The organism is Bradyrhizobium sp. cir1 (genome assembly GCF_014198245.1).
GTDB lineage: Bacteria > Pseudomonadota > Alphaproteobacteria > Rhizobiales > Xanthobacteraceae > Bradyrhizobium.
The window spans coordinates 19,443-31,489 of record NZ_JACIHE010000006.1 but is presented as its reverse complement, the minus strand read 5'-3'; the positions used below and the strand labels follow the sequence as shown (position 1 = coordinate 31,489).

The window sequence follows — 12,047 nt, the reverse complement described above, 5'->3', positions numbered from 1 at the left end:
GGTCAGGCCGGTTCGCGGGTCAAGATCAGCGAGGCGTTCTGGCCGCCGAAGCCGAACGAGTTCGACATGACTGCGGTCACGCGGGCATCGCGCGCCTTGTTGCCGACGACGTTGAACAGGATCGTGGGATCCGGAGTCTCGTAGTTGATCGTCGGCGGAATGCGCTGGTGCTCGAGCGTGAGCAGCGAGAAGATCGCCTCGACTGCGCCCGCGGCCGAGATGGTGTGGCCGACCATCGACTTGTTGGAGGTGACCGGAATCTTCTGCGCGAGCTCGCCGAACACGGCCGATGTCGTGTTGAACTCCATCTTGTCGTTTTCGGGTGTCGAGGTGCCGTGCGCGTTGATGTGGTCGATCTGGTCCGGCGTCATGCCGGCATCGGCCAGCGTCTTGTTCATGCAGCCGATGATCGGCTTGCCGTCGGGCGAGGAGCGGGTGCGATGGAAGGAATCGGTGAGCTCGCCGCAGCCGGCGATCACGCCGAGGATCTTTGCGCCGCGCGCAGTCGCCGCCTCGTAGCTTTCGAGCACCAGGGCGCCGGCGCCTTCGGCCATGACGAAGCCGTCGCGGTTCTTGGAGAAGGGGCGGGACGCTGCCTGCGGCGGATTGTTCTGGGTCGACAGCGCCGAAAGCAGTGAGAAGCGCACCAGCGCTTCCGGATTCACCGTGCCGTCGGTCGCGACGCACAGCGCAGCATCGGTCTCGCCGCGGCGGATCGCCTCGACGCCGAGCTGGATCGAGGTCGCGCCCGAGGCGCAGGCCGTGGACAGCGAGATCGGCGAGCCCTTGGTGCCGAAGGTCTCGGCGAGATGCGCGGCGACCGAGCCGAACATGAAGCGATGATGGTAGGCGCTGTACTTGCCGCCGCCGGAAATGCGCAGCAAATCGTCATAGGTGATGTCGAGCTGGCCGACGTCGCGACCGAGCTCTCGGCGCTGCGGCCATTCGACCTCGACCGGCGCGACTGCAAGGAAAAGGGGACCCGGGAAATCCGCCTTGGCGCCGATGCCGGCCTGCTCCAGCGCTTCCTGCGTCACCAGCTCGGCCATCCGCTCGGACAGGGCGGTGGAGGAGAACGGATCGACGCTGACGAAATCGACCGTGCCGGCCATCGTGGTCTTGAGGCCGTCGATCGGAAAGCGCGTGATGGTGCGGATGCCGGATTCGCCGGCGACGAGCTTCGCCCAATTGTCGGCCTTGCCGGCACCGAGCGAGGTCATGATGCCCATGCCGGTGACAACGACGACGGGACGCCCGAATTTGTCGCGTGGTGCAGTCATGTCGATCCCCCGCTTGAGCTAACTAAACCGCCTCGACCAGCGCCATGCCTTCGCCGCGCCAGTGTCCGGCCCCCACCACCACGATCTGGGTAGGCGCGCCCTGCATTTCAATCTCGGTCCCGGTCGAATCGTTCGGCGGGAACAGCGCACCACGCGAGATCGACAGCGCAGCGAGCGCAATTCCGAGCGGGAATTGCGTCTCCATGGCGTGGCCGAACACCGTGCCGGTCGAGCGCACCGGAAAGTCGGCATGGCCCTTCAGGAAGCCGCGCTCCTCGCTCGTCGCCGGCTCTGCGCCGGTCGCGCCCGTGATGATCGCACCCTTGCCCTCGCGCTTGGGCAGCTTGGCCCACAGCTTCTCCAGTGTTGCCGCCATGTCGCCCGGCTGCTTGCGGCGGGCGAGATCGGCCACGACGCTCGACAGCTTTGCATAAGGCTTTGCGCCGCGCGCTTCGGCGTGGGCCTTCGATTCCAGCACCAGGAATGCGCCGGCCGAGCCGAGCGCGAAGCCGGCGTGGTCCTTGCGGGCCCATACCGGTGCGAACTTGTCCTTGAGGTTGAAGTCGCCGAATTCGTAGAGGACGAGCAAGTCCTTGCGCTCGCCATTGTGCGAGCCGCCGACGAGGGCGATGTCGCTCTCGCCCGAGGCGATGCGCGCAAGCGCGATTCGCGCGGCATCGGCGCCGGCGACCTCTTCGCCCATGAAGGTGCGCGAGGTGCCGCCAAGACCGTGCACGATGGCGATGTTCCCGGCGAGCAGGTTGGAAAGCTGGGCCAGAAACAGCGTCGGCCTGAGATCGCTCATCAGCCGCTCGTTGAGGAAGCCGGGCGCGTTGGCTCCCTTGGCTTCGGCCGTGAGCACGCCGCTGTCGACGTTGAGGTCGCGCTCGCCGCCGCCGGCGGCCACGACCATGTCGATCTTCGAGAGAATGTCCTTGTTGCCCTTGATGCCGGCGGAATCGAGCGCAAGACCGGCGGCATAGGTTCCGATGCGCTGCCAGGCTTCCATCTGGCGCTGGTCGCCCTTCTTCGGGATCTGGCTGTCGAAGGCGACAGGCATCAGGGGATGCACGATGTAGGGCGCAAAGCCCTTCTCGTCGACATTGATGCGCTTTTCCTGGAGCGCGGCCCAGTTGGCGTCCAGGCCCTCGCCAAGCGAGGTGGCAAGGCCAATGCCGGTGATCCAGACTTCCGTCTGGCCGGGCTTCGAAGCGGTGTCAGTCATGGCGATACGGCCTGTTGCGGAAAGCCGACGCGCTCGGCGACTTTCGTCATGTACCCGCGCATGTCCGCATTGGGGAAGGGGATCAGTGTGAAGGTCAGCGCCGAATTGGCGCGCAGCTTGCCGCCGACCCTGATCTTGGCTTCGGTCATGGCATAGCCCGAGCCCTCATGGGCGAGGCTCGCCTCGATGCTCATGAGATCGCCGGGGAAGACCGAGCCGCGCACCTTGGCTTCCTTCACGGCGGCCAGGATCGGCATGCGCTCGAACTTGAACACGCCGAGCTGAAGCCAGCCCGAGGCCTGCGCCATCGATTCGATCAGGAGCACGCCGGGCATCAAGGGATAGCCCGGAAAATGCCCCTCGAAGATGGTGCTCTCCTTCGGGACCTGGGCCTCGACGACGATCTTCTTCTCGTCGACGTTGAGGTCGACGATGCGATCGATCATGTGGAAGTATTCGAGTTGCATGGTCGCCCGATTAGGCGCTCGCGCCCTTGGCGGCAACCAGCTCGTCGATGCGCGCGCACAGATTCTTCAGCACGAAATATTGTTCGGTGGTCGCTTTGCCGTCGTTGACCTCCTGCGTCCACTTCTCCAGCGGCAGCTTGATGCCGAACTGCTTGTCGATCGCGAAGGCGATATCGAGGAAATCGAGGCTGTCGATGCCGAGGTCATCGATGGCGTGACTATCCGGCGTGATCGTGTCGCGCGGGATGTCGCAGGTTTCAGCGATGATCGTGGCGACCTGATCGAATGTGGAAGACATCACTAAGCCTTTGATATATTGCGGATATTTGTCAGATGTTCCAGAGTGGCGCGGTGGGTGGGCATCGCGCCCCTGATGACGCCCTCAAACCCCCCTCTGGCCGGGTCGAAAGCCCGTATATCGGAGCGCCGCCCTGAGTTCAATGGAGCCGGGCGAGCCAAGGGACAGCAAGGAACAGGGCTGGGGACGCCGCCGGCAGGGGGCTCCGACCGCAGGCCGGGCCTAGATGTGCGGTGTCGTGATCTTGGCGCAGTCGCGGCGGCCCATCAGCACGCAATCCTGGGTCCGGCGCAGGTCGGCGATGCTCACCGCGAGCCAGATCCCGATCGCGGTCAGCGCGATGGTGAAGGCGAGCGCGGCGATGTTCGCGAGCATGCGGTGGCGGAAATCGTCCGGCTCGGCGCGAGGCTGCTCGTACCGCGACAGGTCGAGCGGCTCGGGCGTGACGCGCAGAGGCTGCACGGTGCCGTTGCCCCGGTGGACCGCCGGGCTGGGCGCGGTGCGCGGCCTGAACTGGAGCACCCGGTGCTCGTCATCCGAGCTTATGGGCCGCTGGGTTTTCATGGGGCGAGGATCACTCCGAAGCAGCGATTTTTAGATAGCACACGAGGTGAAAGTGTTGGCGGAAAATCTTCTCAACGCGGACGTGCATTGTGTCTTTTGCACGCCCTGTTCGGGGAAGCCCCAGAGATCGCGGAGCCGGGGTCGTCCATGCCCGGGCAGGACTCGGGTTGCGTTGCAGCAACGAAAGAAGGCGCCGCGTCCAGCCTCGTGAACATCGGCTTGTGATCTCCCCGTGCAGGTCGAACGCATTTACCGCCATGGGGCCCATGGCATAATCCAGGGAACCCGGGCGACCAGTTGCAACGATGTGAGGGACCCTTCGACCATGACCACGACCAACGCGCGCGAGCCGAGAGTGCATCCGGTGCCGATCCTGTCGCTTCGGCCGACGCAGATGACGGTCGGCATGCGCGAGGTCAAGGAGAAGCGCAAGCGCTGGCGCGAGCATGACAAGAAGAAGCAGGCCGACCTGCTCGGCACCCACATGATCCCCGTCGTGCACGGACCTGACGAGCGCTATTACGTGATCGACCATCATCATCTCGGCCGCGCGCTGCACGACGAGGGCATCAAGGAGGTGCTGGTGACTGTGGTCGGCGACCTCCGCATGGTCGAGCGCGAGGCGTTCTGGGGCGTGATGGACAACAAGCGCTGGGTCTACCCATACGATGCCAAGGGCGAGCGGCGGTCTTTCCGCGATCTGCCGAAATCGGTCGCCGATCTCAAGGACGATCCCTTTCGCAGCCTTGCAGGCGAGCTCCGCCGCATGGGCGGCTTCGCCAAGGACACCACGCCGTTCTCCGAGTTCCTGTGGGCCGACTTTCTGCGCCGGAAGCTGTCGCGCAAGGCGGTGGATGCCAATTTTGACAAGGCGCTCGAGAATGCCCTGGCTGCGGCCAAGAGCAAGGACGCCGTTTATCTGCCCGGCTGGTGCGGGCCGGCAGAGGATGATTGAGCGCGTGCCCTCATATCAGTCGCGCTGGAAGATCTTGGCGCCGGGATAAGCGCGCCGCGCATAAGTGACGACCAGCGCGCGGTCCTGGGTTGCCAGGAATGGCGTTCGGATCCGGCTCGATCCGATGATGAGGTGCCATAGACCATTGAGCTTCTGAATGACGACTTTCATTTGAGTAGTCCTCGACGACTGCGCATTCCGGCAAGTGCTGCCTGGCGCGGCGGTCCTTGCGATTGACGATCGTGATCACGGGGCAAAATTCCCGGTTCCGCTCACGCCCGCTGCAAAACTACGGCGACACTTGTTAGTTGGTTGCGGCATGCGGCCCGATAAGCCGGCTGTCATCACACCCTGTTGAGTGAAGTCATTTTCCGCGCCGACGAAACCGTCCTGAAACAGAGCCGTCCCAACTATCCGGGTATCGAGCTCACACAGGAGGCAGACATGCGCCGTCTGTTTTTCGCAATTGCCTTGCTCGCCGTCGCCTCGGCAGGGATCTCGGCCTCGTTCGCCGCAGTTCACCACGCCAAGACACTGACATTTGCCGAGCGCTTTGCCCCGGCGCTTGACTTGATGGCGAAGCAATAGCGGTCTCGCGCTTCGCAGCCGCAGGTCGGGCAGCGGTGTGATCACTTCGGATCCCGCGGGCCGGGTGAAGAGAGCAGCCGTTCGATCTCCGCGGCGGCCTCGCCGTTGCGCGCCTTTTGCAGCAGCGTGTAGCGTTCGGCGCCGGCCGGCAGCTTGCTCGCGGCAGCCCATGCGTCCTGCGTGAATCTGTTCAAGCGCTCCTGGAGCGAGAGGGCCGGTCGGGTTCGGTTGCGTTTCCTGGTCATGATTTGCCTTTCCGGTGCAAAGACAACCATGGCCGCGCGAGCACTGTCCTTAACTTTTGTGTATCGGAGCGTGGCACGGTGCTCGATAAGCGGAAATCTTTGGAACTGGCGCATTTCGACGGCCTTTACCTGCAGCAGTCGCCAACGCTCCGAGGGCGCCCGATGCCGCGATTCCATTTCGACATCCACGAGAACGGCCGGGTGTTTCCCGACGAGGACGGGCTGGATCTTGCGAACGAGAACGATGCTCGCAAGGAGGCGGTCATGACCGGCGCCTCCATCGCCCGCGATGCCTTCGTCTCGGGCAGCGCGCGCCACGTCGTCATCGACGTTCGCGAGGGGGGCGGGCCGTTCCTGAAGGTGTCGATTACGCTCGAGGTCGAGGAAATCTAGGCGTGCGGTGTCGGCCGGAGCGTGGCCGGTCCGAACCTGCGGCAGAGCGGCGCATGCGATCTTGACGTATCGCAAACAGACGCCGTCGGCGGCCGGTAAAGTCTGCCTGCATGACTGCCGAACCAGCGTTGCGCTCCCGCGTAGGCAAATGGACTCCGGATCATGCCCGACCTGGAGACGCCACGATGAGCCTGATTCTTCGCATTCTGTTCGTCCTCGCCGGAGCGATCACCGCGCTGTTCGTGGCGCGGGATGCGCTGAATTTCACCATCATCCAGACCTTCGTCGCCATCCTGCTCGTGACCGCCGTCCTGCTCGCCGGGAGTCTCTGGAGCCTGCGGCGGAAGACGTGAGCGGCAAGACGGGCGCGCGACCGGCCGGACTGAGCGAGGCCGAGGCGAAGGCGCGGCTGGAAAAGGACGGCGCCAACGAGTTGCCGCGACCCGAGCGGCGCAGCCCCTTGCGCATCGTCGTGGAGGTGCTGCGCGAGCCGATGCTCCTGTTGCTGCTTTGCGGTGGGCTGATCTACCTCGTGCTCGGCGATCTCAAGGAAGCGCTGATCCTCCTGGCCTTCGGTGCTATGTCCATCGTGATCACGGTGGTGCAGGAGACCCGGACCGAGCGCGTGCTGGACGCCCTGCGCGACCTGACCAGCCCGCGTGCGCTTGTGGTGCGGGACGGTGCGCGCCGGCGAATTCCGGGCCGGGAGGTCGTGCGCGACGATCTCCTCGTGCTCGGCGAAGGCGATCGGGTTCCCGCCGATGCCGCGCTGGTGGAGGCGCGCGATCTGCAGATCGACGAGTCCCTGCTGACCGGCGAGTCCGTGCCAGTCCGCAAGCAGGCCGCGGACGGGACCGCAGCGGTCGATCACCGGCCCGGCGGCGAGGATCAGCCCTTCGTGTATTCCGGCTCGCTCGTCGTGCGTGGCGAGGGGCTGGCGCTGGTCGAGGCGACCGGCCCACGCAGCGAGATCGGGAAGATCGGATTGTCGCTGCGCGGCTTGCAGGCCGAGCCACCGCGGCTGCAGCAACAGACCGCAAGGCTGGTGCGGCTCTGCTTCCTCGGCGGCGCAATGGTCAGCCTCGCCGCCGTCGCGCTCTACGGCGTCTTGCGCGGGGACTGGCTGCAGGCGCTGCTGGCGGGCATCGCCATCGGCATGTCGATGCTTCCGGAAGAATTCGGCGTCGTGCTCACGGTCTTCATGGCGATGGGAGCGTGGCGGATCTCGCAAGCCCGCGTGCTGACGCGGCGCGCCGCCGCCATCGAGGTTTTGGGGTCTGCGACCGTCCTGTGCACCGACAAGACCGGAACGCTGACGCAGAACCGCATGTCTGTTGCGGAGCTGCGGCTGCCCGATGGCGCGCGGATGCGCCCCGCGCCCGGACAAGGTCGCGCCAGGCCGGAATTTGTCGAGCTGGCGCGCTGCGGCGCCCTGGCGAGCTCTCCGGAACCGTTCGATCCGATGGAGAGGGCGCTGCACCAGCTCGCGCGCGACGCCTTGCCGGACGGTGATGCCATGGGTGGCGAGCGGACGCTGCTGCGCACCTACGGTCTGCGGCCCGAGCTGCTGGCCATGACCCAGGTCTGGCGGACAGCCGGCCGGGCGGAGCTCGTCGCATGCGCCAAGGGAGCGCCCGAGGCGGTTGCGCGCCTGTGCAGGCTGAACGATGCCGACCAGGAGTTGGTGCGCGATGCCGCCAGCGCGATGGCGAGCGACGGGCTTCGGGTGCTGGGCGTGGCCGTTGCCGTCTGCAATGACACCTCGCTCCCGCAGTCGCAACAGGCGTTCGCATTTCGATTTGTCGGCCTGGTCGGGCTTGCCGATCCGCTGCGGCCCCATGTCCCGGAGGCGGTTCGCGAATGCCGTGCGGCCGGGATTCGCGTCGTCATGATCACGGGCGATTATCCGGCAACGGCCGTTGCCATTGCGAACCAGGCCGGCCTCGACGTCCAGGATGTCATGACCGGTGATCAGGTCAGGCTGGCGGACGATCCGGAGCTTGCGCAGCGCGTCGGGCATGTGAGCGTGTTCGCGCGGGTCCTGCCGGAACAGAAGCTGCGCATCGTCCAGGCAATGAAGGCCAACGACGAGATCGTGGCGATGACCGGCGACGGCGTCAACGACGCGCCATCGCTCAAGGCCGCTCATATCGGCATCGCGATGGGCGGGCGCGGGACCGACGTCGCGCGAGAGGCGTCGTCGATCGTGCTGCTCGACGACGATTTCGCCTCGATCGTGGCGGCCATTCGCCTGGGGCGCCGCATCTATGACAATCTTCGCAAGGCGATGGCCTTCATCTTCGCCGTTCACGTCCCGATCGCCGGGCTTGCGCTGTTGCCGCTGGTGTTCGGGCTGCCGCTGATCTTCAGTCCGGTTCACATCGCGTTTCTGGAGCTGATCATCGACCCCGTGTGCTCGCTGGTGTTCGAGGCCGAGCGCGAGGAGCGCGATGCGATGACGCGCCCGCCGAGACGGGCCGATGCCGAGCTATTCTCGTGGGCCTTGGTCGGCTGGAGCGTTCTTCAGGGCGCGCTCACCTTCGGCCTGACCGCCACCATATTCGTCGGCGCGCTCCGCTCCGGCCTTGCCGCCGACGAGGCGAGGGCGCTCACCTTCGTGACGCTCGTGGTCTGCTTCGTCGCGCTGGTCCTCGTCAACCGGTCCTTCAGCGCCTCGTTCGTGTCGGCTTTCTTCCGGCCAAATCCCGCGCTGGCCTCGATATTCGCGGCGGTCGCCGCCGTTCTTGCCACCGCGCTGCTCTGGCCGCCGGCCTCCAGCCTGTTCCGCTTCGGTCCGCTGCATGCCGATGATCTGTTGATCACGCTCGGCGCGGGCCTCTCGGTGCTGACGGTGCTCGAAGCGCTGAAGCCGCTGTGGGCGCGGCGGCTCCGGTTCTAGTTCTCGCCCGGAGAGCCCGGCTTCCGCGGCGCATCGGTTTCGTGCGTCTCGCTCCTGCCGCCGAGCATCCGGTGCAGCCAGTGCTCGGTGCGGTTGCCGACGGTGAGGATCAGGAAGGCCAGCGTCAGCGCCGTGCCGACGATCGGCCACTGGCCGACGCCGCAGGCGATGCCGAGGCAGGCGGCGAGGAAGGTGCAGGCGGCACTGGTCAGGCCGCGGACGCGAAACCTGTCGCTTTCGTGGACGATGACGCCGGCACCGAGGAAGCCGATGCCGGTGAGGATGCCCTGGATGACGCGGCTCGCCGCATCGCTGATCTTGCCGGCTTCGGCGAACTGCACGGCCAGCAATACGACGGTCGCGGTCGAGAGCCCGACGATGCCGAGCGTCTTCAGCCCGATCGGCTTTCCGTGAAGGTCACGGTTGAGGCCGATGGCGCAGCCTGCAAGCGTGGCGACTCCAAGGCGCAGAAGGATCTCCGGCCAGTCCAGCACGGTCATTTCTTCGGCAAGCGTCCCATCAGATAGAACTCCTCGTTCGGCCGCATGCCCGTGAAATTCGCCAGCCGGTTCGACAGCGCGAAGAAGGCGGAGATGGCGGCGATGTCCCAGATGTCGTCGTCGCTGAAGCCGTGCGGTTGAAGCGCGGCGAAATCCTCCTCCGAGACGCGCTGCGCATCGGCGGAGACCTTCATCGCGAAATCGAGCATCGCCTTCTGGCGCGGCGTGATGTCGGCCTTGCGGTAGTTCACCGCGACCTGGTCGGCAATCAGCGGATTCTTGGCGCGGATGCGCAGGATCGCGCCATGCGCGATCACGCAATACTGGCATTGATTGGCGGCGGACGTCGCCACCACGATCATCTCGCGCTCGGCTTTGGTCAGGCCGCCCTCCTTCTCCATCAGCGCGTCGTGATAGGCGAAGAAGGCGCGGAACTCGTCGGGGCGGTAGGCCAGGGTGAGGAACACGTTCGGCACGAAGCCGCTTTTTTCCTGCACGGCAAGCAGGCGGATGCGGATGTCCTCGGGGAGCGTGTCGAGGGCGGGAGCGGGGAAGCGTTGCGCGGCGGCTTTTGTCATGTGCATGGATTCCGGCTTTTAGGCCGGCAACCATAGTCGATGCGGCGTGCGGGCTCAATCTGTCGGGCCGAACTGGCCGCGACGAAAGTGCGAGTTATGAGCGACGCTCCATCCGCCGTCATTGCGAGCGCAGCGAAGCAATCCAGAATCCCTCCGCGGAAAGACTCTGGATTGCTTCGCTTCGCTCGCAATGACGGTGTGGATAAAGCGTTGCCTTACCGCAGCGGCTTCTTCAGCAGCGAGAAGCGGTCGGGATCGAGTCCCATCGAAGGCTGCAGCATCGGGGCTTCGACGCTTCCGAGCGTCTTGCCGGGCGGGGCCGAGAACACCGGATCGTTCGGCGTGTCGCGCTGCGAGGTGGCGCCGCGCCAGCGCTCGAGCACGGCGCTGACGAAATGCATGTCGTGACCGGAGGTGACGGACGGTACGCTGCTGATGGTGGCTTCGCCGCGCGGCAATTGATGCGGCGGCACCTCCTTGAAGCGCAAGCGCGTCGGTAGCGCGACGCCTTCGCCGAACGCCAGCACCTCGCGGGTGCCGAGCGATGGCACGAAGGACAAGAGGTTCGCGGCCGCGTCCGACACCGCGGCGCGCAGCAGCGCCTGGTCGCGGTCGTTGGCAAGACGCATCGTGAACAGCGTGTTGCACTGGGAGATGATGGTGGCGTCGAGCTCGGCCGGGCGCTGGGTGATCAGCCCGAGATAGACGCCGTATTTGCGGCCTTCCTTGGCGATGCGCGACACCGCCTTGCGGGTCGGGCCGAAGCCGATGTTGCGATCGGCGGAGGCGTAGCGATGCGCTTCCTCGCAGACGAACAGCAGCGGCGAGACGCCGTCGCTCCACAGGCCGAAATCGAAGGCCATGCGGCAGAGCACCGAGACGACGGAATCGATGACCTCGGCCGGGAAGCCGGCGAGCTGCATCACCGTCATCGGCTTGCCGTTGGCGGGCAGGCGGAACAGATGGCTGATGACTTCGGCCATGGTATCGCCGCCGACATTGGCGTTGTCGAACATGAAGGCGTAGCGCGGGTCGTTGCGCACGGCCTCGATGCGCGAGATCAGCTTGTGATAGATGATGCGCGAGGAGCGGTTCTCGAGCTTGCCCATGCGCTCATCGATCAGCGACATCAGGTCGACGAGGCGGTAGGGCACCGGCGTGTCGACGGTGTAGCCGACCTGCTTGGGATCGATGCGCTTCAGCCCGATGCGGTCGGCGTTCTGGTACTGGGTGTAGACGCCCTTGGCGAGCGGAATTACCTCGGCGAGGATGTCGAGCTCCTCGGGCACGCCGGCGCGACCGCCGAACAGCACGTCGACGATTTCCTCGAAATTGAACAGCCAGAACGGCAGCTTCAGATTACGCGGGTTCAGCACCAGCGCGCGGTCGCCGAAGCAGCGGCCATATTCGTTGTGGACGTCGAGCAGGAAGATGCGCAGGTTCGGCCGCGCCTTCAGGATCTCGTTGAGCAGCAGCGACACGCCGGTCGATTTGCCGACGCCGGTCGAGCCCAGCACGGCAAAATGCTTGGACAGCATTTCCTCGACGTCGACATAGGCGACGACGGAGCGGTCCTGCTGAAGGAATCCGACATTGATCTGGTCCGATCCGGTCGGCGCGTAGATCGTGCGCAACTCCTGGCTGGTGATCAGGTCGACGGCATCGCCGATGGTGGGATAATTGGTGACGCCGCGTTGGAATTTGGCCTTGTCGGCGGCGTTGAGGATCTCGCCAAGCAGGTCGACCGAGGCGATGGCGATGTAATTGTCGGTGCTCGACAAATTCTCGCAGGAGACCTCGGTGATCATCGCGACGATGACCGAGCTCGCGCAGCGAATGCTGACGAAGCGGCCGACGGTGGCCCGAACCTCCGAGATCGGCATCTGGCTGGTCGCCAAGAGCCCGACCCGGGCGAGCGATCCACGTACCGAAATCACGCGTCCAAAGGATGTCACGATGAATGAACCCGGCAAGAGCAAGGAATTTGTTCCAGACTATGCGCGGCCGTCGCTGGACAAACGGTTAAACGCCGGGCGCGCCGGCTCCGTTAAATCC

At 65.5% G+C, this 12,047-nt stretch carries 15 protein-coding genes; 5 read left to right on the top strand and 10 right to left on the bottom strand.

All coding sequences use genetic code 11. From position 1 onward, the window contains the following. Positions 1 to 2 precede the first annotated feature (2 nt). The 5 genes from GGD63_RS14820 to GGD63_RS14800 all read right to left on the bottom strand — a co-directional run bounded on the left by GGD63_RS14820 (position 3) and on the right by GGD63_RS14800 (position 3,834). Positions 3 to 1,280, bottom strand: a complete 1,278-nt coding sequence (locus GGD63_RS14820) for a beta-ketoacyl-ACP synthase (protein WP_183243155.1) — start codon at positions 1,278 to 1,280, stop codon at positions 3 to 5. 22 nt (positions 1,281 to 1,302) lie between these two features. Beyond that, positions 1,303 to 2,505: a beta-ketoacyl-ACP synthase gene (locus GGD63_RS14815; RefSeq protein WP_183243153.1), complete on the bottom strand. Its 1,203-nt coding sequence runs from the start codon at positions 2,503 to 2,505 to the stop codon at positions 1,303 to 1,305. After that, on the bottom strand, positions 2,502 to 2,972 hold the full coding sequence (locus GGD63_RS14810) for a 3-hydroxyacyl-ACP dehydratase FabZ family protein (RefSeq protein WP_183243151.1): 471 nt from the start codon (positions 2,970 to 2,972) through the stop codon (positions 2,502 to 2,504). Before GGD63_RS14810 ends, GGD63_RS14815 begins: the two co-directional genes overlap by 4 nt. Positions 2,973 to 2,982: 10 nt before the next feature. Then, positions 2,983 to 3,270, bottom strand: coding sequence for an acyl carrier protein (locus tag GGD63_RS14805; protein ID WP_007592476.1), 288 nt, complete (start codon positions 3,268 to 3,270; stop codon positions 2,983 to 2,985). A gap of 222 nt (positions 3,271 to 3,492) precedes the next feature. Then, a complete protein-coding gene (locus GGD63_RS14800; protein ID WP_183243149.1) occupies positions 3,493 to 3,834 on the bottom strand; it encodes a hypothetical protein in 342 nt (113 codons plus the stop codon). A 325-nt stretch (positions 3,835 to 4,159) separates the two neighbouring features. Between GGD63_RS14800 and GGD63_RS14795 the strand changes: the two genes are divergently transcribed. After that, on the top strand, positions 4,160 to 4,789 hold the full coding sequence (locus tag GGD63_RS14795) for a ParB-like protein (RefSeq protein WP_183243147.1): 630 nt from the start codon (positions 4,160 to 4,162) through the stop codon (positions 4,787 to 4,789). Positions 4,790 to 4,804: 15 nt separating this feature from the next. On the opposite strand, the gene GGD63_RS14790 is transcribed toward GGD63_RS14795, so the two are convergent. After that, complete coding sequence (locus GGD63_RS14790) at positions 4,805 to 4,960, bottom strand: hypothetical protein (RefSeq protein WP_183243145.1); 156 nt, start codon at positions 4,958 to 4,960, stop codon at positions 4,805 to 4,807. 183 nt (positions 4,961 to 5,143) lie between these two features. On the opposite strand from GGD63_RS14790, the gene GGD63_RS14785 reads away from it, so the two are divergent. Next, entirely contained in the window at positions 5,144 to 5,377 is a 234-nt protein-coding gene (locus tag GGD63_RS14785) for a hypothetical protein (protein WP_183243762.1), read from the top strand. Between the two features lie 41 nt (positions 5,378 to 5,418). Here GGD63_RS14785 and GGD63_RS14780 read toward each other — a convergent pair whose 3' ends face one another. Beyond that, positions 5,419 to 5,571 (bottom strand): hypothetical protein, encoded by a 153-nt coding sequence (locus GGD63_RS14780; RefSeq protein ID WP_246785479.1) that lies wholly within the window; start codon positions 5,569 to 5,571, stop codon positions 5,419 to 5,421. Positions 5,572 to 5,784: 213 nt separating this feature from the next. On the opposite strand from GGD63_RS14780, the gene GGD63_RS14775 reads away from it, so the two are divergent. The 3 genes from GGD63_RS14775 (at position 5,785) to GGD63_RS14765 (ending at position 8,914) form a co-directional block, all read left to right on the top strand. Continuing rightward, positions 5,785 to 6,015, top strand: a complete 231-nt coding sequence (locus GGD63_RS14775; RefSeq protein WP_183243141.1) for a DUF6894 family protein — start codon at positions 5,785 to 5,787, stop codon at positions 6,013 to 6,015. 185 nt (positions 6,016 to 6,200) lie between these two features. Beyond that, positions 6,201 to 6,368 carry a hypothetical protein gene (locus GGD63_RS14770; RefSeq protein ID WP_165405372.1) on the top strand — a complete coding sequence of 56 codons (168 nt, stop codon included), beginning with the start codon at positions 6,201 to 6,203 and terminating at the stop codon, positions 6,366 to 6,368. Beyond that, the gene (locus GGD63_RS14765) at positions 6,365 to 8,914 is read left to right on the top strand and encodes an HAD-IC family P-type ATPase (RefSeq protein ID WP_183243139.1); all 2,550 of its coding nucleotides are present in this window, start codon (positions 6,365 to 6,367) and stop codon (positions 8,912 to 8,914) included. The genes GGD63_RS14770 and GGD63_RS14765 overlap by 4 nt, the downstream gene beginning before the upstream one ends. Here GGD63_RS14765 and GGD63_RS14760 read toward each other — a convergent pair. The 3 genes from GGD63_RS14760 to GGD63_RS14750 form a co-directional block, all read right to left on the bottom strand. After that, entirely contained in the window at positions 8,911 to 9,414 is a 504-nt protein-coding gene (locus GGD63_RS14760) for an MgtC/SapB family protein (protein ID WP_183243137.1), read from the bottom strand. The genes GGD63_RS14765 and GGD63_RS14760 overlap by 4 nt on opposite strands. Further along, positions 9,411 to 9,992: a peroxidase-related enzyme gene (locus GGD63_RS14755; protein ID WP_183243135.1), complete on the bottom strand. Its 582-nt coding sequence runs from the start codon at positions 9,990 to 9,992 to the stop codon at positions 9,411 to 9,413. The genes GGD63_RS14760 and GGD63_RS14755 overlap by 4 nt, the downstream gene beginning before the upstream one ends. Positions 9,993 to 10,207: 215 nt before the next feature. Further along, on the bottom strand, positions 10,208 to 11,947 hold the full coding sequence (locus tag GGD63_RS14750; protein WP_183243133.1) for an ATP-binding protein: 1,740 nt from the start codon (positions 11,945 to 11,947) through the stop codon (positions 10,208 to 10,210). Positions 11,948 to 12,047: the final 100 nt, after the last annotated feature.